This is a genomic window from Salinibacterium sp. G-O1, from assembly GCF_030063305.1.
GTDB lineage: Bacteria > Actinomycetota > Actinomycetes > Actinomycetales > Microbacteriaceae > Rhodoglobus.
The window spans coordinates 113,743-136,939 of the sequence record NZ_JASISV010000001.1; the positions used below are offsets into that span (position 1 = coordinate 113,743).

Below are 23,197 nucleotides of genomic sequence, written 5' to 3' on the forward strand. Positions count from 1 at the left end.
AGTGACGCCGCGAAGCGTCAGCGCTCGATGTACCCCACCAGTTGTGAGGCGAGGCCCGCATACGTTGCCGGAGTCAGCAGGCGAAGCTGATCCTTGGCGCCCTGCCCGATGTCGAGCCCGTCGATGAACTCCACGAGTTCAGCCTGACCGATGCGCTTTCCACGCGTCAGGTCCTTGAGGATCGCGTACGGGTCGGTGATGGAACTGCGGCCTGCGGTGATCTCGACGCGGATGACGGTCTGGATCGCCTCGCCCAGAATCTCCCAGTTGCCATCGAGGTCTGCGGCGAGCCTGTCCCGGTCCAGGTCGATCTCCTTCAGGCCGCGCACGATGTTTTCGAACGCGACGAGAGAATGGCCGAACGCCACACCGATGTTGCGCTGGGTGGTCGAATCCGTGAGGTCTCGCTGCAGGCGCGAGGTGACCAGCGTCTGGGCCAGTGCCTCGAGAAGTGCGCTCGAGATCTCGAGGTTGGCCTCAGCGTTCTCGAACCGGATCGGGTTGATCTTGTGGGGCATGGTGGATGACCCTGTCGCCCCCGCCTGCGGAATCTGACGGAAGTACCCGGTGCTGATGTACGACCAGACGTCGGTGCAGAGGTTGTGGAGAATTCGCGCTGTGTGGCTCATCTGCTGGTACAGGTCGACCTGCCAGTCGTGCGACTCGATCTGCGTGGTGAGCGGGTTCCACTCGAGGCCGAGGCTCGTGACGAATTCACGTGAGATCTCGGGCCAGTCCTGTGCGGCATCGGCAGCGAGATGAGCGGCGTAGGTGCCGGTTGCGCCGTTGAATTTGCCCAGGAACTCCGTGGCTTCGATCTTCGCCGTGATGCGCTCGAGGCGGTGCACGAAGACGGCGAACTCCTTGCCCATGGTGGTGGGGGTCGCGGGCTGCCCGTGCGTGTGCGCCAGCATCGCGTCATCCCGAAGCTCGACGGAGAGGGTGCGCAACGACTCGATCACGGCGCGCAACTTCGGAAGCCACACCTCGCGCACCGCGGCGCTGATCGTGATGGCGTACGAGAGGTTGTTGATGTCTTCGCTGGTCGCAGCGAAGTGGGTCAGCTCAGCGATGTCGGTGAGACCGAGCTCGGCGAGCTTTGCGCGCACCAGGTACTCCACGGCCTTCACGTCATGTCGTGTCGTCGCTTCGAGCCTCGCGAGCTCGTCGATTTCCGGCTGTCCGAAGCCGGCGGCGAATTCGCGAAGCTGGCGCGCCTGCTCGTGCTCGACGCGCCGGGATCCGAAGAGCTCGTGGTCGGTCAGGTAGAGAAGCCACTCGACCTCGACGTGAACGCGGGCGCGGTTGAGCCCGGCTTCAGAGAGGTGGTCGCCGAGTCCGGCCACCATCGGTCGGTATCGTCCGTCTAGCGGGCTCAGTGGTTGTTCGGGCAGGCTCATAGTGCTCCCTGTCGGATTCCTGGTGTGATCTGGCGGAAGAGTGCCGCGCAGGATTTCTCGATCATCGAGAGCACCTGATCAAAAAGGGCGGCGTCCGAATAATACGGGTCTGGCACGTCGTTCGCCTGTGAGTGCTCGGCATCGAACGAGAGCAGAAGCTGCACTTTCGAGCGATCCTGGTCTGTCGATGCCCAGGATTTGAGGGTTCGTTCCTGGCTGTGGTCGAACACGACAACGAGGTCGAGGTCATCAAACCAGCTTGGATCGAATTGACGCCCCCGATGGCGAGAAGCGTCGTATCCCCGGTTTTCGAGGGCGACGAGGGTGCGTGCATCCGCCGGCTCGCCGACGTGCCAGTCGCCAGTGCCGGCGGAAGTGATGGTGACGCGATCGCCCAGGCCCGATCGGGCGGCCAGGCTTCTCATCACAGTTTCGGCCATCGGAGACCGGCAGATGTTGCCGGTACAGACGAAGCACAAACGAAAGCGCGCGGCTTCGCCCGAGGTCTGCTCAAAACTCACCCGCTCATTGTTGCGCAGTTCGTCTCCTCAACACGAGGAGATTGTGACGAATACCCACGAAAAGGCGGTATCTCGCGCACGCATCGACGAGGTGGCTCACGCTGATCTCGTCGTAACGGCACAGTGAGTGAAAGGAACGAGATGAACTCTTCGACGGAGGCCGCCGCCGCCATTGCCAATGACGGCGCGGCGGTGCATCACGTCCAGATCGCGCTCGAGAGCCAGGCTCGCGACCTCACCCATCTTCTGTGGAGGCTCGAACGGGCTCGCCGCGTGCTTGTGCCCGGTCCTGTCGATTTCTGGCGCGGCCTGACACGCCTCGCATTCGATTCGGCGGTGGGCGGTCTCGAGGCAACGCTCGACGACGCGATCGCTGCGATTCGCAGCGCTATCTCGTCGACGCGTGCCGCACTGGCAGATCTGTCCGACCATGGGTGACGATCTGGTGATCAGTGGCGGCGGGTCGTTTGCCATCGGCACCGACGAACTCTTCGCCTGTGCTGAACGCGTGCTCGAACTCGCACGAGAAATATCTGCACTCGATCGTGATTTGGCATCGATCGACTCCAGCCTGTCCCGCCGGCAGCTCGAGTCGACGGGGGCCGCGGCGAGCGGAATTCGGGCTGAGGCCGACATCGACAGGGCCATGGTGACCCTCGCCGAAGTCGAGGTGCAGGCGAGGGCTCTGCATTTCGGCATGGGAGCTGCCGCACAGGGGTATGGCTTCGCCGAGCACTTCGTCGGAAGCATGATCCACGAGTTCACGGGGCAGTGGGCTGCGCTTCTGGCCAGGTTTTCGCCGATGTTGCTGTTGGCGACCCTCGGCGGAACGGCCGTGCTGGGAGTGGCGGGCGGGCAGCTGGCAGGAGCCACCCCTCGTGGCGGGACGACAGCACCCCCGCCAGGCGCACCGAGATCGGGCGGTCCCGGGGTGCCACGGCCGTCCAACTGGATGAGGCAGAACAACGAGATCATCACCAATCCGCTCACGGTAGATCTGGTGCGGATCGCATCGCAGTCCTCTGGTGATGTGGTCGCTGGTGCAGCAGGGGTGCCTCCACAGCTGCTGGGCCTGCTCGGTGGGGCGGGGGTGGCGATCGGTTCGAAGGCGATGATGGGCGCAGGTTCGCTCGTGGGGATACTCGCCGAGACCCCCGTCAGATTGGTCGACTCCCACACAACGGCCGTCGGGGCGAGCCCGAGTGGATTCGCCGAACGGCTCGGGAGAGTTCCCGACACGGAGGCGACCGATGGGGCGCAGGTGGTCATCGAGAAGTACTCCACCCCCGGTGAACCAGATCGGTTCGAGGTCTACGTGGCAGGGACCGTGACGTTCTCACCCATGGCCGACTCAGAGCCGTGGGACATGACCAGCAATATGGCCAACGCGGCCGGGGTCACCGGCGGAAGTTACGCATCCGTCGCGGCGGCGATGCAACTGGCGGGCATTGACGCGTCGAGCCCGGTGCAGTTCACCGGGTACTCGCAGGGAGGTGGGACGGCGGCCCGGTTGGCGGCATCCGGCGATTACAACACCCAGGGTCTGGCGACCTTCGGCGGCCCCACGGGCCAGGTGCGGCTTCCGGAGGGATTTCCCGCTGTGATCGTTGAGCACGCCGACGATGTGGTGCCGGCACTAGGCGGCGAGCAGGTGAACACGCACGCACTGCTGGTGGAGCGTGAGGTGTTCGCGGGTCGCGACGTGCCCACGGATTACGCCGTGCCGGCCCATCATTACGAGTACTACGAGCAGACCGCGAGGCTGATGGACAAGGCCGAAAGCGAGGCAATCACCGGGGCGAGCGGGAGCCTTGATGCGTTCGGTCGTGGCGCATCGACCATCACCAGCACCACGTACCGATTCGAACGAGTGCCGGAGCGCTGATCGGGGTCAGCGACTATTCGCGTTGCCGACCACCGGGCGGAGGATGATCCCCATGAGCCAGGAAATGAGACCGAGTACGAGAGCGCCGAGCACTCCCCACCAGAAGCCGTCGACCACGAGCCCAAAGCCGAACAACCCGGACAGCCAGGCCGCGAGCAGCAGCAGCAGTCCGTTGACGATGAGGGCGATGAGGCCGAGCGTGAGGATGTAGATGGGAAACGCGACGATCCGGATGAGGTTGCCGATAACCCCGTTGACGATGCCGAAGATGGCGGCGACAAGCAGGTAGGTGAGAACCGTTTCCAGGGTGCCGCCCGGAGCGAAGGCCTGAACGCTCACGCCGGCGACAAGGAGGGTCGTCAGCCAGAGGGCGACAGCGTTGATGAGCAGGCGCACGAAGAGTTTCATGCAACAACTATGCCGGTTCGGGCTGAAGCTCGTAAAGTCCGCAGAGGTGCTCCGGCGCACTCGCCCGTTTAGGCTGGGGCGGTGACCTCATCGAGAGTACGACTGCGCCCGGAGATCGAGACGCTGGAGCCCTACCGCCAGGGCAGGCCGGCCGCTGACGATGCGTTCAAGCTCTCGTCTAACGAGAACCCCTTCGAGCCCCTGCCGTCGGTGCTCGCTTCCCTGCCGCTCGGGGCCATCAATCGGTACCCGGATGCCACGGCTGGCGCCCTCCGCTCCATTCTGGCCCTCCGCTACGGGGTGGAGCCCGGGCAGGTGCAGGTCGGCGCCGGGTCCGTATCCGTGCTCGCACAGTTGATCACCGCGGCGGCAGCCCAGGGCGATGAAGTCGTCTATTCCTGGCGCAGCTTCGAGGCGTACCCGGGGCTGGTCACCACCTCGGGCGCGACATCCGTGCAGGTGCCCAACACCCCCGATCATGGACATGACCTTCCCGCGATGCTGGCGGCGATCAACGACCGCACCAGGATCGTCATCGTCTGCAGCCCCAACAACCCCACCTCCACCGTCGTGTCTCGCGAGCAGTTCGTCGAGTTCATGTCGGCTGTGCCGTCGTCCGTGCTCGTGGTGCTCGACGAGGCCTATGCCGAATTCGTGACGGACCCAGAGGCAGTTCGGGGGGCGACACTCGTAGCCGACTATCCGAATCTCGTGCTGCTGCGCACCTTCTCGAAGGCGTATGGCCTGGCCGGACTCCGCATCGGATACGCGGTCGGCCCCGAGTACGTGATGGATGCGGCCAGGGCCGTCGCCATCCCCCTGTCTGTGACCGGGCTGGCCCAGCAGGCGGCCATTGCTTCGCTCGAGCACGAGGATGAGCTGCTCGAGCGCGTCGCGCGCCTCAATGACGTGAGGCAGCGCATCGTCGACGGCTTGGCGGCTCAGGGGTGGCGCATCCCGCAGCCGCATGGCAACTTCGTGTGGCTGCCGACCGGCGAGAACACCACCGCGGCCGCCGAGATATTTGCACGCCACTCCATCGTTGTGCGTGCCCTGGTCGATGGACTCCGGATCAGCGTCGGCGAGTCCGAAGCTGTGGAAAAACTCCTAAGCGCTGCGGCTGAGGTTGTGGGGATGCAACGAACCCCCTCGACTGCTGCCGGGTTAGGTTAGAGCAATGCAATACACCCCCGCGACGGTCCAGCTCCTGTCGAAGGAAGGCAAACTCGTCGCCAGCGACGCTGCCGCCGAGTACCTCCCGTACATCGAGCAACTGAGCGACCAGCAGCTTCGTGACTTCCACCGCAACATGGTTGTGATCAGGATGATCGACGTGGATGCCGCGAACCTGCAGCGTCAGGGACAGCTCGCGATGTGGATTCCGAGCCTCGGCCAGGAGGCCGCCCAGGTCGGTTCCGGCTTCGCCGCCCGCCCGCAGGATCACCTGTTCCCCGCCTATCGTGAGCACGCCGTTGCGCGCATCCGGGGAGTCGACCCGATCAAGCTGATTGCTCTGCTTCGCGGGATCAGCCACGGCGGGTGGGATCCGAAGGAGAACGGCAACTTCCATCTGTACACACTGGTGATCGGTTCGCAGACCCTGCACGCCACTGGCTACGCGATGGGCATCCAGATGGATGGGGCCACGGCCACCGGCAACCTCGAGACCGATGAAGCCGTGATGGTGTATTTCGGCGATGGCGCGACCAGCCAAGGCGATGTCAGCGAGGCTCTCGTCTTCGCCGCCAGCTATCAGACCCCCGAGGTCTTCTTCCTGCAGAACAACCACTGGGCGATCTCGGTGCCGGTGACACGGCAATCTCGCACTCCGCTCTATCTGCGCCCGTCCGGTTTTGGTATTCCCGGGGTGCAGATCGACGGCAACGATGTGCTCGCGAGCTACGCGGTGACGAGGGCGAACCTCGACGCCGCGCGCAGCGGCGAGGGTCCCCGGTTCATCGAGGCGCTGACGTACCGAATGGGGGCGCACACCACCAGCGACGACCCCACGAAGTACCGCGCCAACCAGGATGTGGAGTTCTGGTCAGCCGCTGATCCGATCAGCCGCTTCGAGGCGTACCTCCGGTCGAGGGGTGAGGGCGATCAGTTCTTCGCCGACGTCGCTGCCGAGGGTGCCGATGCCGCGTCAGACATCCGCCGCCGCATCCATGACCTGGAGAACCCGGCGGTTTCGAGCATGTTTGCCAACGTCTATTCAGAACCGCACCCTGTGATGGATGCCCAACTCGCCTGGCTCGAGGCCTACGAGGCCTCGTTCGACGGCGCGGAAGGCGGCCACGCGTGAGCGCGCAAACACTGAGTCTTGCCAAAGCCATCAACCTGGGACTTCGCCAGGCCCTCATCGACAACGACAAAGTGCTTCTCATGGGCGAGGACATCGGCCCGTTGGGTGGCGTCTTCCGTGTCACGGAGGGGCTGCAGGCAGAGTTTGGTGAGAAGCGCGTGCTCGACACTCCACTCGCCGAGTCCGGCATCATCGGCACGGCCATCGGCATGGCGATGCGCGGCTATCGTCCGGTCATCGAGATCCAGTTCGATGGGTTCATCTTTCCCGGCTTCGATCAGATCACCTCGCAGCTGGCGAAACTGACGGCCCGTCACGAGGGTTCACTCTCAATGCCCGTGGTGATACGCGTGCCGTACGGCGGGCACATCGGAGCTGTCGAGCACCACCAGGAAAGCCCAGAGGCGTACTTTGCGCACACGGCAGGCCTGCGCGTGGTCACCCCGTCCACCCCGCACGACGGCTACTGGATGATTCAGGAGGCCATCGCCAGCAACGACCCCGTGATGTTCTTCGAGCCGAAGAGCCGCTACTGGCCCAAGGGCGAGGTCGAGATGGATGCCAGCGGCAGCGACCTGCACACGTCGCGGGTCGTGCGTACCGGCACCGATGCAACACTCCTCGGCTACGGCCCGATGGTGAACGTGCTGCTGCGCGCCGCCGAGATCGCCGCCGCGGAGGGTCGGAGCCTTGAGGTCATCGACCTGCGCTCGCTGTCCCCGATCGACTACGACCCGATCGTGGCATCCGTGCAGAAGACCGGCAGGCTCGTCATCGCGCAGGAAGCGCCAGGCTTCGTGTCTGTCGGTTCCGAGATCGCGGCGACGATCACCGAGCGTGCCTTCTATTCACTGGAGGCGCCGGTCATGCGCGTCGCCGGCTTCGACACTCCCTTCCCCCCTGCCAAGCTCGAGGTCACCTACCTTCCCGACGCTGATCGCGTGCTTGAGGCCGTCGACAGGGCCATGGCCTTCTAGGCCGGTTCACGACTTTTCAGAACAGGAGCACGGCAACTATGGCGAACTCAGATTTCACACTTCCGGATGTCGGCGAGGGTCTCACCGAGGCCGAAATCGTCTCCTGGAAGGTCAAGGCCGGCGACACCGTCGTTGTCAACCAGGTTCTCGTCGAGATCGAGACGGCGAAATCGCTCGTCGAGTTGCCGTCGCCGTTCGCTGGCACGGTGTCGGCTCTGCTCGTGGAGGAGGGCCAGACCGTCGAGGTCGGAACCCCCATCATCTCGGTGGACTCGGGCGGTTCCGAGGTTGAACTGACCGCACCTGCCGGTGCCGACGAGTCGATCGTGGCAGACACGGCAGCAACCGTCGCTCCTCAGGAAGAGGGCTCGGGCGCCGTGCTCGTCGGCTACGGGGTCAGCGGCCACGGGGGATCCCGCCGTCGCGGCGTTTCCGCCGCGACGCCGTCGGCGCAGGGGGTGGCCCCCGCCGCGCCGAAGCGTCCGGCCGCCCTGGCAGCGCCCGGGGCATCCGTCACCATTACGAAGCCGCCGATCCGCAAGCTCGCCAAGGATCTCGGCGTCGACCTCTCGGTCGTGGTGGCCACCGGACCCCTCGGTGATGTCACCCGCGATGACGTCATCAGGCAAGCGTCGCAGGCGAGCGTCTTCCGCAACATCCAGACACCGGAGTGGGGTGATGAGCGCGAAGAGGTCATCCCTGTGAAGGGCGTTCGCAAGGCGATCGCGAAGGCGATGACGCACAGCGCTTTCTCTGCGCCTCACGTGAGTGTGTTCGTCGACCTTGACGCCACCAGGACCATGGAGTTCGTCAAGCGTCTCAAGAATTCCCCGGATTTTGCGGGCATCAGGATTTCGCCACTGCTCATCGCCGCGAAGGCCGTGATCTGGGCCGTGCGCCGCAACCCCACTGTCAACAGCACCTGGACCGACAAAGAGATCACCGTGCACCACTACGTGAATCTCGGCATCGCGGCGGCAACCCCGCGCGGTCTGGTCGTGCCCAACATCAAGGATGCGCACACCCTGTCGCTGCGCGAGCTAGCCTCGTCGCTCGAGCAGCTGACCATCTCGGCGCGAGACGGCAAGACGCAGCCGGCCGAAATGGCCGGCGGCACGTTCACGATCACCAACCTCGGATCGTTCGGCATGGATACGGGGACCCCCATCCTGAACCCGGGCGAGGTGGGCATTCTCGCCCTCGGAACCATCAAGCAGAAGCCGTGGGTCGTCGACGGCGAGGTGCGGCCGCGATTTGTGACCACGCTGAGCGGCAGCTTCGACCATCGGGTCGTCGACGGCGACGTGGTGAGCCGCTTTGTGGCAGATGTCGCGAGCGTGCTCGAGGAGCCAGCGCTGCTGCTCGACTAGCGATCGCGCGCTGCTCAAGAAACGCGTTCGTGAGGTACGCTGTTGATAACGAATCTCATTACCGTTCTTTAGAAAGCATTTCATGCAGCGCACCATCCCCGCCCTGGCGGCCATCGTTATCGCATCGCTCACCCTCGCCGGCTGTGCGGCTACGCCCGCCCCCGAGAGCAGTGGAATAACGATCGTCGCGTCGACGACCGTATACGGAGACATCGCCGAAACCATCGTTGGTGACCTCGGCACCGTCACCAGCATCATCGGAAACTCCACAGTCGAGCCGCACAGCTTCGAAGCGTCGGCCCGCGACCAGCTCAGCATTGCCGACGCCCAACTCGTGATTGCCAATGGCGGCGGATACGACCCGTTCATGGACGCGTTGGTCGAGGCATCCGGAACCCAGGCCGTCGTCATCAACGCTGTCGACGCGTCGGGCCTGGATGCCGACGGCGCTGACACCTTTAACGAGCACATCTGGTACTCGTTCAGCGGCATGACCGGGGTAGTCGCGCGGATCGCCGACGAACTTGCCACCATCGACCCGGCCAACGCCGCCACGTTCAAATCGAATGCGGCAGGCCTCACGGCGAAACTCGGCGCGCTCGAGGCTCGGGCAAGCGAGCTGGCCGCGGAGATCGACGGCGGGGGTGCCGCGGTGACGGAGCCTGTTCCGGTCTACCTGCTGGAGGCGGTCGGGCTCGAGAATCTCACCCCGAGCGACTTCACCGAGGCGATCGAGGAAGGCAACGACGTACCGCCCCTCGCGCTGGAGGAGACGATTGACCTGTTCACCAGCGGCGCCGTGCGGGTGCTCGCGTACAACGAGCAGACGTCGAGCCCCGAAACCGAGCGGGTGCAGCAGGCCGCCGCCGCCGCCGGCATCCCGGTGGTGCAGTTCACCGAGACACTGCCAGAGGGCGCCACGTATGTGTCGTGGATGACCGACAACCTGGACGCCGTCGCGACGGCAGTCGCACCATGACCGGACCCATCCTCGACATCCGCCAGGCCGGACTGAAGCTCGGCGGCCGCACCCTGTGGAGCGGCCTCGACCTCAGCGTGAAGCCCGGCGAGTTCGTGGCAGTGCTCGGTGCCAACGGCTCCGGCAAGACCAGCCTGCTCCGGGCGATCCTCGGGCAACTCCCGATCGACTCCGGAGAGATTCTGCTCCAGGGGCGGAAGGTGCACCGTGGTGACCGTGCGATCGGCTACATCCCGCAGCAGCGGATCATGCCCGCCGGTACCGCGCTCAGGGGCCGCGACCTGGTGAGCCTCGGGCTCGACGGTCACCGCTGGGGTGTGCCGTGGCCGTCACGGCGTTCTCGGGAGAAAGTGGATGCGCTGGTCGAGTCGGTCGGCGCGACAGCCTACGCAGACCTTCCGGTGGGTGTGCTCTCGGGCGGAGAGCAGCAGCGGCTGCGGGTGGGCCAGGCCCTCGCGAGTGATCCCGCGCTGTTGCTGTGCGACGAACCACTGTCGAGTCTCGACCTCCATCACCAGCGCGGGGTCGCTGAGCTCATCGACAAGGGGCTGCACGAGCGTGGCACCGCGGTCGTCTTCGTCACCCACGACATCAACCCGGTGCTCGACATGGTCGACACCGTGCTGTACCTCGCGGCCGGGAAGTTCACCTCCGGCCCGCCCGAGGAGGTGCTGCGCTCTGACGTGCTCAGCGACATGTACGGCACCGAGGTCGAGGTCATCCACACCGGCAACCGGGTGTTTGTCGCGGGAGTTCCCGAGTTTCCGCACCACCACGGGGAGGTTGGCGCATGATGAGCGACGTGCTCGCGACCGACTTCTGGTCATCCATCTTCAATTTCAGCGACTACGGTCGCCTGCTCGTTCTCGTGCAGAACTCCATCATCGCCGCAGCCATCCTCGGCATCGTGGGGGGCCTGATCGGCGTCTTCGTGATGCAGCGAGACATGGCGTTCGCGGTGCACGGAATCAGTGAACTCTCGTTCGCCGGTGCGGCCGGCGCGCTGCTGTTCGGCGCCAACGTCGTGGCCGGGTCGCTCGTCGGGTCGTTGCTGGCCGCGGCGATCATCGGTGTGCTGGGAGCGAGGGCACGGGATCGCAACTCCATCATCGGAGTGCTGATGCCGTTCGGGCTCGGTCTTGGCATCCTCTTCCTCGCGTTGTATCCGGGTCGAAGCGGCAACAAGTTCGGCCTGCTCACCGGTCAGATCCTGTCGGTCGACATCCCGCAGCTCGGGGTGCTCATCGGCATCAGCATCGTCGTGCTCGCTGTGCTGCTGGTGATCTGGCGTCCGCTGGTCTTCGACAGCGTCGACCCCGATGTCGCCATGGCACGCGGTGTTCCGGCCGGCATGCTGTCGATCGTCTTCATGATCCTGCTCGGTCTGATGGTCGCCGTCTCGGTGCAGATCATCGGGGCGCTGCTCGTGCTGGCACTGCTCGTGACGCCCGCGGCTGCGGCCCTGCGCATCTCGTCGTCGCCCGTGGTCGTGCCGCTGCTCGCGATGCTGTTCGGCTTTGTGTCGGCCGTGGGCGGAGTGCTGCTCGCCATCGGCGGTTCGCTTCCCATCAGCCCATACGTCACCACACTCTCGTTCCTCATTTACATCGGATGCCGCATCGCGGGCCGCATCAAGGGCAGCCGCCTGCGCCGCCGGCGTGAGCCGTCCGCTCGCGCAGCGACGGCGGGAGTCACAGGATGAAGCGCCACACCTGGCAGCGCGACGCGGTGCGCGACGCACTCAGCACCCGCGAGAATTTCGTGAGCGCGCAGCAACTGCACGCCGCGCTGAGGGCGGGTGGGTCATCCATTGGGCTTGCCACCGTCTATCGGGCGCTCGCAGACCTCGCGGTCGAGGGCGAGGCAGACTCGTTGCAGCAGGAGGGCGAAAGCCTGTACCGCGCGTGCACCCCGGGCACGCACCACCACCACCTCATCTGCCGCCGCTGTGGGCTGACGGTCGAGATCGAAGCGGATGCGGTCGAGCAATGGGCCAACTCCGTCGCGGCCGAGCACGGGTTCACCGACGCCCACCACGTCGTCGATGTGTTCGGCACCTGCGCGGAATGCGCCTCCGAGATTGCGCAACTGCCTTCCGCCACGTAATCTAGGCAAGTTGGGCATTTCCGCCCACACGCATGCCCCCATGAATATGTGGGATCACGGCACGCAGACAAGTGATCTTGGGCGGGCATCCTGAAACGGATGCTCGCGGTAACCAGAACAGGAGTAGCACCATGGCAGCAACATGCCAGGTGACAGGAGCCATCCCAGGTTTCGGTCATAACATCTCGCATTCGCACCGACGCACCAAGCGTCGTTTCGATCCGAACATCCAGAAGAAGAAGTACTACGTACCGTCGCTTCGCCGTAACGTCACGCTGCAGCTGTCCGCCAAGGGCATCAAGGTTATCGACGCTCGTGGCATCGAAGCAGTGGTCAAGGACCTTCTCGCCCGTGGGGAGAAAATCTAATGGCTAAGGCTCAGGACGTACGCCCGATCATCAAGCTCCGTTCCACCGCTGGAACCGGCTACACCTATGTGACGCGCAAAAACCGTCGCAACAACCCGGATCGCCTCGTACTCAAGAAGTACGACCCGGTGATTCGCCAGCACGTCGAATTCCGTGAGGAGCGCTAACAATGGCTAAGAAGAGCAAAATTGCACGCAACGAGCAGCGCAAGGTCATCGTGGCTCGCTACGCGACCAAGCGTCTCGAACTGAAGAAGGCACTCGTCGACCCGGCGGGTACCGACGAGTCCCGCGAGGCAGCACGCCTCGGCCTGCAGAAGCTTCCACGCAACGCTTCGCCGGTGCGCGTTCGCGGTCGCGACGCCATCGACGGACGCCCCCGTGGTTTCCTCAGCCAGTTCGGTGTTTCACGTGTTCGCTTCCGCGACATGGCGCACCGGGGCGAATTGCCCGGAATTACCAAGTCAAGCTGGTAGATTCCTAGCGGTTCCGGCGTTTTATTACCGGATCATCCACTAGATCCACCTATAACTGCATCAGGTCCGAGGAGGACATCCCATGGCTGACAAGTCACTAAACCGTACCGAGTTCGTCGCGGCAGTTGCCGCAGAGTCTGGACAGACCCAGGCTGCAGTCAGCGGCATCGTTGACTCGCTTTTCTCAGTTCTCGCCAAGTCGGTCGGCGAAGGCACGAAGGTTTCCATCCCGGGATGGATCTCCGTCGAGCGCACCGACCGCGCAGCGCGCACCGGCCGCAACCCGCAGACCGGTGAAGCGATCGACATCAAGGCAAGCAAGGGCGTCAAGATCAGCGCCGGAAGCAAGCTGAAGGCCGCAGCAAAGGGCTAAGTAGCTACACAACGTCAGGGCGGCATCCGTAAAGGGTGCCGCCCTTCGTCGTTGGCGCTCGGCTCTCTACCTGCGCCGCCAACGTAAGCTGTTCTGGTGCCACGCCTCGTTCGGATCGCCGCCCCCGCGACCCTCATCCTCGTTGCGTTGCTCGCACTCCTGACCGCACTCGCTTTCGGCGGTGGGGCCGATGCGCCCCAGCTGATCGACCCCGGCGCCGTTGCCCGATACGGCCTGCCGATCGCGAAACTGATCGTCAACATTGGGGCCGCCGCTGCGATCGGCTCGCTCGTGCTGGCGCTTTTCGCGCTCGACTCGACCAGGCCCGAGTTTTCGAAGGCGATGGATGTCGCAGCAGGAGCAGCAGCGCTGTGGGCTGTGGCCGCGGCATCCAGCGCCTTCTTCACGTTTCTGACGGTGTTGCAGCCGACCATCCGCCTCGACAACGCCTTCGGTGATCTGCTGGCAGGATTCTTGACGGACACCGCGTTGGGGCAGGCCTGGCTGGCGACCACGCTCATCGCGGCGGGGGTCACTGTGCTGTGCTTCGCGGTGCGCAATGTGACGGTCGTCTTCTTCGTGGCGCTGCTTGCCGTGGTGGGGCTGGTTCCGATGTCCCTCGAGGGCCACACTGGTGGCACCGCATCGCACGATTCCGCGACCACCGCGATCTTCCTGCACGTGCTGTTCGCCGCGGTCTGGCTGGGTGGGCTCGTCACCATCGTGTTGATCAAACCGACCCTCGAGAAGGGCAGACTCGCTGTGGTGATGGGGCGCTACTCCACCGTTGCGCTCGTCAGTTTCGTGGTCGTCGCGGCGTCCGGCTACCTGAGTGCGCAGATCAGGGTCGAAGAGCTCGGCAACCTCCTTAGCCCGTACGGCATCCTCGTGCTCGTCAAGACGGCGTCGCTCCTGGCGCTGGGCCTGTTCGGCGCGATGCAGCGCCGCTTCTTTATCGGCAGGATGAAGCGCTCCCCTGGCAGCGGCCGCGGATACTTCTGGTGGGTGGTGACCGCAGAGCTCGCCTTCATGGGCATCGCGTCCGGCGTCGCCGCGGCGCTAGCCCGGACCGCGACCCCCGTGCCGGAGATTACGGCAGCAGACCTCGCGAGGCCCACCCCGGCCGAGCTGCTGACCGGGAGCCCGTTACCACCGCCGGTGACGTTCGAGCGACTGTTCACCCAGTGGAATTTCGATCTACTCTGGCTGCTGGCCTGCGCATTCGGGATCTTCTTCTATGTCGCGGCCGTGCTGCGACTGCGCCGCCGCGGCGACTCATGGCCGGTACTGCGCACCGTGATGTGGATCGCGGGAATGCTCCTGCTGTTCTACATCACCAACGGCGGCATCAACGTGTACGAGAAATACCTCTTCTCACAACACATGCTCGCTCACATGATCCTGGGGATGGGCATCCCGGTGTTGCTCGTGCCGGGGGCTCCCATCACGCTCGCGTTGCGCACCATGGAGAAGCGCACGGACGGCAGCCGCGGACCACGGGAGTGGCTGCTGATGCTCACCCACACCAAGCTCTTCGCCTTCTTCGGTAACCCGCTGGTGGCGGCCGGGATCTTTGCCGGATCGCTCTGGGTGTTCTACTACACACCCGTCTTCAGCTGGGCCACCACAAACCACATCGGTCATCAGTGGATGATCGTGCACTTCCTGCTCGCCGGATACCTCTTCGTGCAGGCGCTCATCGGCATCGACCCGTCACCGTCCAGGCCGCCGTACCCCATCCGGTTGCTGATTCTGCTGGCGACCATGGCCTTCCACGCCTTCTTCGGCCTCGCCCTGATGTCGGGAACCGGGCTGTTGCTCGCGAACTGGTACGGATCGATGGGCTGGGAGACCGGCATCACCGCACTTCAGGATCAGCAGATCGGTGGCGGGATCGCGTGGAGCGTTGGGGAGATCCCCACCGTCGCGCTGGCCATCGTCGTGGCGATCATGTGGGCGCGAAGCGATGCGCGGGAGTCCAAACGCTACGACCGCAAGGCGGAGCGTGATGGCGACGCCGAACTCGAGGAGTACAACGAGATGCTCGCGGGTCGTGCCCGCCGCAACTCCTAGCGCTGGGCAGTGATCAGCACGTCGTCGTTCGACAGGAACGTCACGAGATAGCTGACCGTGAACGGGACATCCTCATCGAAGGATGAGGTGGTGCCATCGAACAGCGACTGCACGTCGACAGTCAGGTGGGCTGCACCGTTCGTCACCGGCATCAGCCAGGTGGCCGGCTCGCTGCCTGGGATCAGCCTCACGGCCGGATACTCGCTCATCGACCACTGCGGTGTCGAAACGATGCGATTGGAGATCTGCTGGCCGAACGGGCATCCCGTCGGCAGAAGCACCGTCTGGGTGGTGCACGTGTCGAGGAGGTCGTCGACCTTGCCCTGCACCGCCGCGACGAGGGCGGAGTTGGCGCGCACATCGAGAGCCGCGACGACGGATGCCCCGGGCTGCGCGGCCACGACGATCAGAGGATTCGCCGTCAGGAACTTCGACTCGTGAGTGATCGTGATGGCGCTCGGGGTGAACACCACCAGCGGCACCACCGTGCCCTGTTCCGGAGTGGTCAGATCAACACCGTTCGCGGTGAAGTCCTGCGAGTTGAGCACAGACATTTGCACCACGCTGTACGGCGCCGTCGCGAAGGTCCAGCTGGAGAATAGGCCGAGGACGTTCCCGGTGCGCTGCACGTCGAAACTCGATTGGCCGGGCCTGCCGCCGGCGACGTAGGAGAAGACGACCCGCTGGATGCCGTAGGCGAAACTCGACTCGCTGATGAACTGGATGTTCTCCAGGTCGCCCATCGCCGCCGGATCGAGCATCGCCCGCGAGGCCGTGCTGCGCTGGCCGGAGCCGGCCAGCTCCAGGGCGACCGGAGCGTTCTTGCTCGAGAGCGCATCGAGGTAGCTCCTCACGAAACCGCTCGCGCTGTACAGGGTCGAATTTAGGATGACGACGGTGCCAGCGAAGGCGCCGAGCACCACCGCCGCCACGACGGTCCAGGTGATTATCGCTCGGCGCACGACACCCATCCTAAATTGCACAGGGCCGACACGGCCGCATACTGCCCAGCCTCGGCATGGTCGCCACCACGCTCCGGATGCCACGGGTACAGTGAAGCGGTGAGTGAGCTGCAGCTGTCGCCTGAGCAGCAGGCGGTGTTCGATGCCATCGAGACGACCCAGCAGAACCTGTTCATCACCGGGCGCGCCGGAACGGGCAAGTCGACGCTGCTGAACCACCTCTCGGAGAACACCTCCAAGCAGATCGTGATCTGTGCGCCCACGGGAGTTGCCGCGCTGAACGTCGGCGGGCAGACCATCCATTCGTTGTTCCGGTTGCCGATCGGTGTGATCGCAGATCACGACATCGAGCAGGGCGTCGAACTGCGCAAGCTCCTCAGCACCACCGACACCCTGGTCATCGACGAGGTGTCGATGGTCAACGCCGATCTTCTTGACGCGATCGATCGTTCACTGCGCCAGGCCCGGCAGCGCAAGAATGAGGCATTCGGCGGTGTTCAGGTCGTGCTTTTCGGCGACCCGTACCAGTTGGCTCCGGTGCCCGGCGAGGGCGAAGAGCGAGCCTACTTCGAGGACCATTACCGCTCGATCTGGTTCTTTGATGCGAAGGTCTGGGATGACACCGACCTCACGATTTACGAGCTGACGACCATCCATCGCCAGCATGAGGCCGAGTTCAAATACATGCTCAACGCTGTGAGACACGGCGGGGTGACCGCCGAGATCGCGGCTCGCCTCAACGAGGTGGGCGCTCGGCCCGCGCCGACCGACGGCGCGATCACGCTGGCCACCACCAATGGCACGGTCACCCGCATCAACGCGACCGAACTCGCGCGGCTGCCGGGGCGGGTGCTCACGGCCAAGGCTGAGGTGAGCGGCGACTTCAACGGGCGGGCGTTCCCGGCCGACGAGGCGCTTGAGCTGAAAACCGGGGCGCGGGTGATGTTTCTGCGCAACGACACCGGGTACGAAAACGGCGGCCAGCGCTGGGTCAACGGCACGGTCGGCACGGTCATCAAGATCGACTCGACGGTGTGGGTGGATGTCGACGGCGAGCGTCACGAGGTGCGACCGGCGGTCTGGGAGAAGTTCAAGTACAGCTATTCGTCGCTCACCAAGTCGCTGCGCAAGGATGTCGTTGCCGAGTTCACGCAGTTCCCGCTGCGGCTGGCGTGGGCCGTGACCATCCACAAGTCCCAGGGCAAGACCTACGATCGCGCGATCATCGACCTCGGCCAGCGATCATTCGCTCCCGGCCAGACCTATGTCGCCCTGAGCCGGATCAGCGCGCTCGATGGACTGTTCATGTCGCGTCCGCTGCGCCCGAGCGACATCATCGTCGACGAAAACGTCGTGCGCTTCATGTCGCGCGTCACGGCGATCCCGGCCATCCGGGCCTAGGCGCGGGCCCAGCGGCTTGAGCCGCGCGGCTGCGCGCCCGCGGGCTGCCCCGGCGCCGTCCCATCCCGTCCCGGGCTTCCGCCCAACCCGGGCTTCCTCCCAAACCGGGCTTCCTCCCGAATGAAGGAGATTTCGGCGCCGACCCCCGCGCTTCCGTGCAACCTGCTCGTGGCGGCGCAAATCTCCTTCATATGGGGGTGGGAAGGGCGCGAGGGCCGGCGCGGGGACGGCACGGTGGCCGTGGCACCGATCCCTTCCGAAATGACGGATGTCGCGGCATCCTGCCCCGGAACTACGGGCGGAACAGCGCCCGGGATGCCCGATGTTCCGTCATTTCGGAAGGTCGGGTCGCGGGAAGGTCGGGCCGCGGGAAGGTCGGGGTCGCGGGCGGGAAGCTGGCAGGGGGACACGCGGGCCCGCGGCGGGCGACCGGAGCGCTAGGCGACGGCGGTGGACTTGGCCGCGGCGAGGTCGACGAAGAGGTCGGTGTTGAAGCGGTATGCGGTCACCACCTCGTCGATGACGCGGTCGCGCTCCGCAGAATCCCAGCCGGCCTGGTCGAGCTGCTCGCGGTAGGTGTCTTTGAACTCCCTCGGCTTCGCGATCTGGTCGAAGAGGTAGAAGCCCACCCCGTTCGTTTCGAATCCGAACTGGCGCTGCATGAGGGTGCGGATCACCTGCCCGCCCGAGAGGTCGCCGAGGTAGCGGGTGTAGTGATGGGCGATGAAGCCACCGGCCCACCCCTCGGTGGTGACCTCCGCGATGCGGCCCACGTACCGCTCGGTGGTGGGGAGGGGCGTGATCGCCTCGCGCCACCCGCTTCCGAGCAGGAACTCGAGGTCGGCCTCAAGCGCCGGCAGCCTCGTCAGCTGCGGCGTGATGAATCGGGCCGCGACGGGATCGCCGGCGAACTGGGTGGCAGCCGCCTCGATTGCGGAGTAGATGAAGTAGTGCTGGGCGACGAGGGCGATGTAGTCGTCGCGGGTGCCCCTGCCCGTCATCAGGTCGTCCATGAAGTCGGCGCCCTCGCTCTCGCCGTGGTTCGTCCGGGTGCGGTCGCGAAGCGCTTGCGAGAACGGGATGACACTCATCGAGACTCCAGACTGCGGCAGGTTAGGGCACCCTAAGTCTAGGGGTATCGATCGTGAGCCCCGCTAGTGAGGGCGCGGGGTGATGCCGAGCTTCTCGCACGACAGCTCATAGAGCCGCACGATCTCACGGCGGATCTCTGCGCGCTCGGCGATATCCCTCGACCACGGCACCGTCAGGGTCCGCTCGACCCCCGCGGTGTACACCCACGTTCCGCCCGCATGGTCGAGCGTCGTCATGACGGCGGCCGTGGCATCCTGCGCCCCGAAGGCACGCACGATGAGCAGGTTGTCGTCGGGATGGTCGCTGTTCATGTGGGTGAGCACCGCGGCAACGATGTCGTCGGAAAACACGGCGGAGGGCGAGTTTGGCACGAAATCTACGGTACTTGGTGGTGGGCAGGCGCGACGATGGTGGCATGCCTATCACTCCCGATACGAAGAACTGGACCTGGGTCATCGAAAAGCCGTGCGCTGAGTGCGGATTCGACGCCTCGACCTTCGAGGCGACGGATGTCGCGGCTCTGCTTCGCACGAATGCCGCAGCCTGGCCCGCGGTGCTCGAGCGCCCGGACGTGCGCACCCGTCCCGACGAGTCGACGTGGTCGCCGCTGGAGTATGCGGCTCACGTGCGCGACGTGTTCAGGTTGTACGGCCAGCGCCTCGAACTCATGCAGACGGCAGACAACGCGCTGTACCCGAACTGGGATCAGGATGCCACGGCCGAGGCCGAGCGCTACAACGAACAGGATCCGGCTGTCGTCTCGGTGGAGCTGACCGAGGCTGCGGAGGCGCTCGCTGATGCGTTCGACCGGGTGAGCGACTGGTCGCGGCAGGGGCGTCGCAGTGACGGTGTGCAGTTCACGATTGCAACGTTCGCGACGTATTTCATCCACGACCCGATCCATCACCTGTACGACGTCAATCGATGAGCTGAGCCTCCAGAAACACGGCCGTGCGGGCGAACGCGAGCGCGGCGGCCCTGGTATCCACGGTGTCGGCCACGCTCGCGTTCGCGAACGAGTGCTGGGTGCCGGCGTAGGTGTGCTCGGTGACAGGAGTTCCGTGGTCTTTGAGTCGCTCGACGAACGACAGGGGATCTTCGTCAGGGCGCCAGCTGTCGAACTCCGCCCACTGCAGAAGCACTGCGCAGGGAATCACTCCATGGTCTGCTGCGCTGAGGCTCGCGTAATAGGCGACCACTGCATCCGCTCCACCGCCCTGCGCGTGCAGTAACGCGAGCCAGCCGCCCATGGAGAAGCCGACCAGCCCGACCCGCTCGACGCCGGTTTCCTGATCCTGCTCAACGGCATCGTCGATGATCGAAAGAGCGCGCGCGACGTCGAGCTTCTGCATCAGGTCGCGCGCGTCGTCCGTATCGGTCGTGCAGAAGCCGTTGTAGAGGTCGGGCACGGCCACTCGGAAACCACGGCTTGCGACAGCGGCTGCGAAAGGGTCGAGCCACGGCATTCGGCCATACATGTCGTGGATCACCACGACGGCAGGGTTACCTGGCTCGCCATAGAACAGGGTCTCGCCGGGCGAGGGAATCGGTACCAGGGGGGTCATCCTGTCCCTTCCGCTGTGGCGACGGTGAACTTTTCTCCAATATCGCGCAACATGAGAGCTTTATGTCAACCCAAGAATATGCAATCGCAGCCCTGCCAGTGTCCCCCAAATTCGCCGTTGAGGGCCCTGTGGGAAGAAAGTTTGTCACACGACGCCGATGGCCGCGACGATGCCGATCCCAATCGCGAGCGCAATACTGACCGGGATCTGTACGACTCGCTCCTTGCGACTCTTGGACACCACGTTGGGCAGAACGCTGAATGCGGCGTAGCCGAACAGCACCCACGCCCCCACGATGATCGGCGCTGAGTTTCCGCCGTCGAGGAGACCGCCGCGGCTCATGAGAACCGCAGCAAACGATGCGTAGAGAATGATCGCCAGCCCGGCCGCGACGCGTAGGCGCGCAGGTAATACCAGGTGTTGGCCGCCCCACGCGTACCGGCCCAACGGCAGACCGATCATGAGAAGCATCTGCAGCAGCATGAGACCAGCTAGCAGAGCCAGCGTCCCATGGAGCGCAATCGCGGTCATAGTTCCACCCCCGCGTGCGAGATCCGGGCGGTATCTTGTCGGCTGGTCATGGTCGGCCTCTTCTTTCTTTTGGGCGGGATTGGATGGTTAGGCCTAAGAGGTGACGTGCGCCGCAATGAAGTCGGTCATGATTCGCGCAAGCGTTGGCGACTGAGTCCAGTGGAGGTAGTGCGATCCGTCGAGCACCTCGAGCTGACTGGTGGTGACTTCTGTGAGTTCCGCGGTGTGGTTCGACAGCCAACCGGGGATCGAGGCGATGCTCTCGCTGGAGAGAATTTCGAGCACAGGAAGGTCCGTTGAAAATGGTTTGGCCGCGGCTTTCGTCGAGTTCGCGCCGAGGCGGCTCCATTCGTCTGAGATCGACGGGTTGCCATAGTTCCAGTTGGTCATTGCTGCCGTGCGCCGGCGTTCCTCGGCCGTGTAGGCAGTTCCCGGAGGCTGGATGAGGTCCGGCGCGATCGATGACACTAAGCGGAAAAGGCCGAGCGAGTTCTGAACACCTTCGGTCGTCGATGGCGTTCCGACCTCAAGGCTGGATTGCTTCGCGACCATGGGGTCGATGCCGATGTATGCAGCGACCTCGCCCGGATATGCGTCCGAGTAGTAGCGCGCGTAGAGTCCGCCGATGGAGTGACCAACGAGGATCACCGGGCTGTCCACGTGCAGGTGATGGAGAACCTCGTGGAGTTCGCTCGTGATGTTCTCGATCGTGCGGTCCGCGATATCGGTGTCGCTGTATCCGTACCCGAACCCCTCGACAACGAGCACATTGAAGTCATCGAGTTCTCGAATCAGCGGGGCAAAGTCGATGGCGGGAGCAGGGGTGCCGAAGCCGCTGAGAAGAACCATCGTCGGGCCAGATCCACCGTTGCGGTAGACGTTGATGTCGCCCGCGCTGATGGTGACTCTCTGGCCATATGCGGTGATGGTCGACTTCTCGGTGCCTGTGATTGCCGCGTTGGCGATGGCTGACACTGCCGTCAGCAGGGCGAGGGTCACGACGATCACGGCGGTGATGCGAAGGATGCGGGTCCACGCGCGACCGCGCGTGCTTCTGGTGGAGGTCATGTGGGGTTCCGTTCAGTGAGTAGGTCGATTCCGATGGTCGAGATGGCTGGGTTGGAGACGTCGGATAGGAGGATTACGGCGGTGCCGTTTTCTCGGTCGAGGCCGAAGTAGGTGGAGTAGCCGCCGGTTTGACCGGTGTGCCAGGTGAGGACCTGGTTCGTTAAGGAGACTGTGGTGTGCCAAAACATCCCGATGCTGGTGTGAGGCAGTCCGGTGGGCGTGTTCGGATCCATCGCCGTCATGCCGGGGGCTGTTCCGTCGAGCAGAGCGCTCGCGAGCTTCGCCAGGTCTGCTGCGGTCGACACCACGCCGCCGCCCGGGGCATCAGCGCCGAGGATCCAGGGTTCGACGGGAAGGCCCGACTTCGACCAGCCGCCGTCGACGGCATTGCCGTCGTCTTCCACGGCGGTGTTCGTCATATCGAGAGGTTCGAACAATCGGGTGCGCATGAGATCGGAGTACGACAGTCCTGTCGCCGCGGCAACCGCCATTCCTGCGGTGGATGCACCCAGGGATGAGTACACGTAGCTTCCGCGGGTGTCCAACGTGCCTGCGCGTACCCCAGCAATGAGATCTTCGACGTCCGTGGCGAAGAAGTTGTGGCCGACCGGGGCGCCCCAGAATCCGCGACCGAGTGCGGTCGGACCGAACGGTGCGTAGCCAGCCGTGTGGGTGACGAGTTCCTCGAGGGTGACGGTGCCGGCCTCGGTTCCAGCGAGCTCCGGCAGGTAGGTGGCGACCGGCACATCCAACCGGATGTCGCCGCGTGCAACGGCATCGGCGATCACGAGGCCCGTCATTGCCTTGGTCAGCGAGCCGACTTCGAAGCGGGTGGTCGCATCCGCACCGAAACCCCCGAATTGAACCGGACGTGTCGCACTGAGGTCGACCACTGCCGCCGCCACGTCGCGAAAGTCGGCGAGCTGTCCACGGTCTCGCGCGACGTCCAACTCCGCCAGAACACCCGTCTCACCAGTTCGCTCAGTCGCGAGCCGAGGCGCGGTGCCAAACATTGTCAGCCCTATGACGACCGCTGAGACGAGCACCGACACAATGAGCCGCGTGGAGACCAGGTACGTCACGCCGAGCACGACCAGCGTCAACAGTGCGACCCAACTGTCGTTGATGTAGGTACCCCGGTAGAGCGAGCCCAGCAGTAACGCGGCCGGCGCACCGACGAGAAGAGCGGCGACAACCAGCTTGCCGGGCCAACGACTGGCGAAGGTCGCCGAGTCACGGGCAAGAAACGAGCGGAGGATGTGCTTGATGCTGCTCATATGCGCTTGATCCTTTACTTATACATCAGTGTCTAATTTCCTGCGCTAAACTAAACACAAA

General features: G+C 64.7%; 27 protein-coding genes. 17 read left to right on the forward strand and 10 right to left on the reverse strand.

What is annotated here, in order from left to right; all coding sequences use genetic code 11:
- Positions 1-17: 17 nt before the first annotated feature.
- Together purB and QMG83_RS00575 are read right to left on the reverse strand one after the other, a co-directional pair.
- A complete protein-coding gene (gene purB / locus QMG83_RS00570; protein WP_283503424.1) occupies positions 18-1,400 on the reverse strand; it encodes an adenylosuccinate lyase in 1,383 nt (460 codons plus the stop codon).
- A complete protein-coding gene (locus QMG83_RS00575) occupies positions 1,397-1,921 on the reverse strand; it encodes a low molecular weight protein-tyrosine-phosphatase (protein WP_283503425.1) in 525 nt (174 codons plus the stop codon). The genes purB and QMG83_RS00575 overlap by 4 nt, the downstream gene beginning before the upstream one ends.
- A gap of 141 nt (positions 1,922-2,062) precedes the next feature.
- Here QMG83_RS00575 and QMG83_RS00580 point away from each other — a divergent pair, with 141 nt between their 5' ends.
- The gene (locus QMG83_RS00580; protein ID WP_283503426.1) at positions 2,063-2,359 is read left to right on the forward strand and encodes a hypothetical protein; all 297 of its coding nucleotides are present in this window, start codon (positions 2,063-2,065) and stop codon (positions 2,357-2,359) included.
- Positions 2,352-3,806 carry a hypothetical protein gene (locus tag QMG83_RS00585; RefSeq protein WP_283503427.1) on the forward strand — a complete coding sequence of 485 codons (1,455 nt, stop codon included), beginning with the start codon at positions 2,352-2,354 and terminating at the stop codon, positions 3,804-3,806. Before QMG83_RS00580 ends, QMG83_RS00585 begins: the two co-directional genes overlap by 8 nt.
- 6 nt (positions 3,807-3,812) lie before the next feature.
- Here the strand turns inward: QMG83_RS00585 and QMG83_RS00590 are convergent, their stop codons facing one another.
- Positions 3,813-4,214 (reverse strand): phage holin family protein, encoded by a 402-nt coding sequence (locus QMG83_RS00590; protein ID WP_283503428.1) that lies wholly within the window; start codon positions 4,212-4,214, stop codon positions 3,813-3,815.
- Between the two features lie 81 nt (positions 4,215-4,295).
- Here QMG83_RS00590 and QMG83_RS00595 point away from each other — a divergent pair, with 81 nt between their 5' ends.
- From QMG83_RS00595 to QMG83_RS00655, 13 genes are all read left to right on the forward strand, one after another.
- Positions 4,296-5,387 (forward strand): histidinol-phosphate transaminase, encoded by a 1,092-nt coding sequence (locus QMG83_RS00595; RefSeq protein WP_283503429.1) that lies wholly within the window; start codon positions 4,296-4,298, stop codon positions 5,385-5,387.
- Between the two features lie 4 nt (positions 5,388-5,391).
- Positions 5,392-6,519: a thiamine pyrophosphate-dependent dehydrogenase E1 component subunit alpha gene (locus QMG83_RS00600; RefSeq protein WP_283503430.1), complete on the forward strand. Its 1,128-nt coding sequence runs from the start codon at positions 5,392-5,394 to the stop codon at positions 6,517-6,519.
- Entirely contained in the window at positions 6,516-7,496 is a 981-nt protein-coding gene (locus tag QMG83_RS00605; RefSeq protein ID WP_283503431.1) for an alpha-ketoacid dehydrogenase subunit beta, read from the forward strand. The genes QMG83_RS00600 and QMG83_RS00605 overlap by 4 nt, the downstream gene beginning before the upstream one ends.
- A 38-nt stretch (positions 7,497-7,534) precedes the next feature.
- Positions 7,535-8,866: a dihydrolipoamide acetyltransferase family protein gene (locus QMG83_RS00610; RefSeq protein ID WP_283503432.1), complete on the forward strand. Its 1,332-nt coding sequence runs from the start codon at positions 7,535-7,537 to the stop codon at positions 8,864-8,866.
- Between the two features lie 82 nt (positions 8,867-8,948).
- Complete coding sequence (locus QMG83_RS00615) at positions 8,949-9,845, forward strand: metal ABC transporter solute-binding protein, Zn/Mn family (RefSeq protein ID WP_283503433.1); 897 nt, start codon at positions 8,949-8,951, stop codon at positions 9,843-9,845.
- Positions 9,842-10,639, forward strand: a complete 798-nt coding sequence (locus QMG83_RS00620; RefSeq protein ID WP_283503434.1) for a metal ABC transporter ATP-binding protein — start codon at positions 9,842-9,844, stop codon at positions 10,637-10,639. The genes QMG83_RS00615 and QMG83_RS00620 overlap by 4 nt, the downstream gene beginning before the upstream one ends.
- On the forward strand, positions 10,636-11,547 hold the full coding sequence (locus QMG83_RS00625; RefSeq protein ID WP_502948983.1) for a metal ABC transporter permease: 912 nt from the start codon (positions 10,636-10,638) through the stop codon (positions 11,545-11,547). The genes QMG83_RS00620 and QMG83_RS00625 overlap by 4 nt, the downstream gene beginning before the upstream one ends.
- On the forward strand, positions 11,544-11,951 hold the full coding sequence (locus tag QMG83_RS00630; RefSeq protein ID WP_283503435.1) for a Fur family transcriptional regulator: 408 nt from the start codon (positions 11,544-11,546) through the stop codon (positions 11,949-11,951). Before QMG83_RS00625 ends, QMG83_RS00630 begins: the two co-directional genes overlap by 4 nt.
- Before the next feature lie 131 nt (positions 11,952-12,082).
- Positions 12,083-12,319, forward strand: coding sequence for a 50S ribosomal protein L28 (rpmB, locus tag QMG83_RS00635; RefSeq protein WP_283503436.1), 237 nt, complete (start codon positions 12,083-12,085; stop codon positions 12,317-12,319).
- Positions 12,319-12,486, forward strand: coding sequence for a 50S ribosomal protein L33 (rpmG, locus tag QMG83_RS00640; protein WP_141881247.1), 168 nt, complete (start codon positions 12,319-12,321; stop codon positions 12,484-12,486). Before rpmB ends, rpmG begins: the two co-directional genes overlap by 1 nt.
- A 2-nt stretch (positions 12,487-12,488) precedes the next feature.
- Positions 12,489-12,794: a 30S ribosomal protein S14 gene (rpsN, locus tag QMG83_RS00645; protein ID WP_097061545.1), complete on the forward strand. Its 306-nt coding sequence runs from the start codon at positions 12,489-12,491 to the stop codon at positions 12,792-12,794.
- Positions 12,795-12,876: 82 nt separating this feature from the next.
- Complete coding sequence (locus tag QMG83_RS00650; protein ID WP_283503437.1) at positions 12,877-13,167, forward strand: HU family DNA-binding protein; 291 nt, start codon at positions 12,877-12,879, stop codon at positions 13,165-13,167.
- A gap of 96 nt (positions 13,168-13,263) precedes the next feature.
- A complete protein-coding gene (locus tag QMG83_RS00655; RefSeq protein ID WP_283503438.1) occupies positions 13,264-15,240 on the forward strand; it encodes a bifunctional copper resistance protein CopD/cytochrome c oxidase assembly protein in 1,977 nt (658 codons plus the stop codon).
- Here the strand turns inward: QMG83_RS00655 and QMG83_RS00660 are convergent.
- Positions 15,237-16,202 carry a hypothetical protein gene (locus tag QMG83_RS00660; RefSeq protein WP_283503439.1) on the reverse strand — a complete coding sequence of 322 codons (966 nt, stop codon included), beginning with the start codon at positions 16,200-16,202 and terminating at the stop codon, positions 15,237-15,239. The genes QMG83_RS00655 and QMG83_RS00660 overlap by 4 nt on opposite strands.
- 99 nt (positions 16,203-16,301) lie before the next feature.
- On the opposite strand from QMG83_RS00660, the gene QMG83_RS00665 reads away from it, so the two are divergent.
- Positions 16,302-17,603, forward strand: coding sequence for an ATP-dependent DNA helicase (locus QMG83_RS00665; protein ID WP_283503440.1), 1,302 nt, complete (start codon positions 16,302-16,304; stop codon positions 17,601-17,603).
- A gap of 437 nt (positions 17,604-18,040) precedes the next feature.
- On the opposite strand, the gene QMG83_RS00670 is transcribed toward QMG83_RS00665, so the two are convergent.
- Together QMG83_RS00670 and QMG83_RS00675 are read right to left on the reverse strand one after the other, a co-directional pair.
- Positions 18,041-18,694, reverse strand: a complete 654-nt coding sequence (locus QMG83_RS00670) for a biliverdin-producing heme oxygenase (protein ID WP_283503441.1) — start codon at positions 18,692-18,694, stop codon at positions 18,041-18,043.
- A gap of 63 nt (positions 18,695-18,757) precedes the next feature.
- Positions 18,758-19,066 (reverse strand): DUF2470 domain-containing protein, encoded by a 309-nt coding sequence (locus QMG83_RS00675; RefSeq protein WP_283503442.1) that lies wholly within the window; start codon positions 19,064-19,066, stop codon positions 18,758-18,760.
- Between the two features lie 44 nt (positions 19,067-19,110).
- Between QMG83_RS00675 and QMG83_RS00680 the strand changes: the two genes are divergently transcribed.
- A complete protein-coding gene (locus tag QMG83_RS00680) occupies positions 19,111-19,623 on the forward strand; it encodes a DinB family protein (protein ID WP_283503443.1) in 513 nt (170 codons plus the stop codon).
- On the opposite strand, the gene QMG83_RS00685 is transcribed toward QMG83_RS00680, so the two are convergent.
- The 4 genes from QMG83_RS00685 to QMG83_RS00700 form a co-directional block, all read right to left on the reverse strand.
- Complete coding sequence (locus tag QMG83_RS00685; protein WP_283503444.1) at positions 19,613-20,260, reverse strand: dienelactone hydrolase family protein; 648 nt, start codon at positions 20,258-20,260, stop codon at positions 19,613-19,615. The genes QMG83_RS00680 and QMG83_RS00685 overlap by 11 nt on opposite strands.
- Before the next feature lie 144 nt (positions 20,261-20,404).
- On the reverse strand, positions 20,405-20,791 hold the full coding sequence (locus QMG83_RS00690; RefSeq protein WP_283503445.1) for a hypothetical protein: 387 nt from the start codon (positions 20,789-20,791) through the stop codon (positions 20,405-20,407).
- Between the two features lie 93 nt (positions 20,792-20,884).
- Complete coding sequence (locus QMG83_RS00695) at positions 20,885-21,859, reverse strand: alpha/beta fold hydrolase (RefSeq protein ID WP_283503446.1); 975 nt, start codon at positions 21,857-21,859, stop codon at positions 20,885-20,887.
- Positions 21,856-23,136, reverse strand: coding sequence for a serine hydrolase domain-containing protein (locus QMG83_RS00700; RefSeq protein WP_283503447.1), 1,281 nt, complete (start codon positions 23,134-23,136; stop codon positions 21,856-21,858). The genes QMG83_RS00695 and QMG83_RS00700 overlap by 4 nt, the downstream gene beginning before the upstream one ends.
- Positions 23,137-23,197 lie beyond the last annotated feature (61 nt).

Bases quoted from the DNA above. Each gene is read 5' to 3' on its own strand.
- rpsN (WP_097061545.1), top strand. From the start codon at position 12,489: ATGGCTAAGAAGAGCAAAATTGCACGCAACGAGCAGCGCAAGGTCATC.
- QMG83_RS00670 (WP_283503441.1), bottom strand. From the start codon at position 18,694: ATGAGTGTCATCCCGTTCTCGCAAGCGCTTCGCGACCGCACCCGGACG.
- QMG83_RS00615 (WP_283503433.1), top strand. From the start codon at position 8,949: ATGCAGCGCACCATCCCCGCCCTGGCGGCCATCGTTATCGCATCGCTC.
- QMG83_RS00680 (WP_283503443.1), top strand. From the start codon at position 19,111: ATGCCTATCACTCCCGATACGAAGAACTGGACCTGGGTCATCGAAAAG.
- QMG83_RS00600 (WP_283503430.1), top strand. From the start codon at position 5,392: ATGCAATACACCCCCGCGACGGTCCAGCTCCTGTCGAAGGAAGGCAAA.
- QMG83_RS00650 (WP_283503437.1), top strand. From the start codon at position 12,877: ATGGCTGACAAGTCACTAAACCGTACCGAGTTCGTCGCGGCAGTTGCC.
- QMG83_RS00580 (WP_283503426.1), top strand. From the start codon at position 2,063: ATGAACTCTTCGACGGAGGCCGCCGCCGCCATTGCCAATGACGGCGCG.
- QMG83_RS00630 (WP_283503435.1), top strand. From the start codon at position 11,544: ATGAAGCGCCACACCTGGCAGCGCGACGCGGTGCGCGACGCACTCAGC.
- QMG83_RS00585 (WP_283503427.1), top strand. From the start codon at position 2,352: ATGGGTGACGATCTGGTGATCAGTGGCGGCGGGTCGTTTGCCATCGGC.
- QMG83_RS00695 (WP_283503446.1), bottom strand. From the start codon at position 21,859: ATGACCTCCACCAGAAGCACGCGCGGTCGCGCGTGGACCCGCATCCTT.
- QMG83_RS00625 (WP_502948983.1), top strand. From the start codon at position 10,636: ATGATGAGCGACGTGCTCGCGACCGACTTCTGGTCATCCATCTTCAAT.
- QMG83_RS00690 (WP_283503445.1), bottom strand. From the start codon at position 20,791: ATGACCGCGATTGCGCTCCATGGGACGCTGGCTCTGCTAGCTGGTCTC.
- QMG83_RS00610 (WP_283503432.1), top strand. From the start codon at position 7,535: ATGGCGAACTCAGATTTCACACTTCCGGATGTCGGCGAGGGTCTCACC.
- QMG83_RS00590 (WP_283503428.1), bottom strand. From the start codon at position 4,214: ATGAAACTCTTCGTGCGCCTGCTCATCAACGCTGTCGCCCTCTGGCTG.
- rpmG (WP_141881247.1), top strand. From the start codon at position 12,319: ATGGCTAAGGCTCAGGACGTACGCCCGATCATCAAGCTCCGTTCCACC.
- purB (WP_283503424.1), bottom strand. From the start codon at position 1,400: ATGAGCCTGCCCGAACAACCACTGAGCCCGCTAGACGGACGATACCGA.
- QMG83_RS00700 (WP_283503447.1), bottom strand. From the start codon at position 23,136: ATGAGCAGCATCAAGCACATCCTCCGCTCGTTTCTTGCCCGTGACTCG.
- QMG83_RS00620 (WP_283503434.1), top strand. From the start codon at position 9,842: ATGACCGGACCCATCCTCGACATCCGCCAGGCCGGACTGAAGCTCGGC.
- QMG83_RS00685 (WP_283503444.1), bottom strand. From the start codon at position 20,260: ATGACCCCCCTGGTACCGATTCCCTCGCCCGGCGAGACCCTGTTCTAT.
- rpmB (WP_283503436.1), top strand. From the start codon at position 12,083: ATGGCAGCAACATGCCAGGTGACAGGAGCCATCCCAGGTTTCGGTCAT.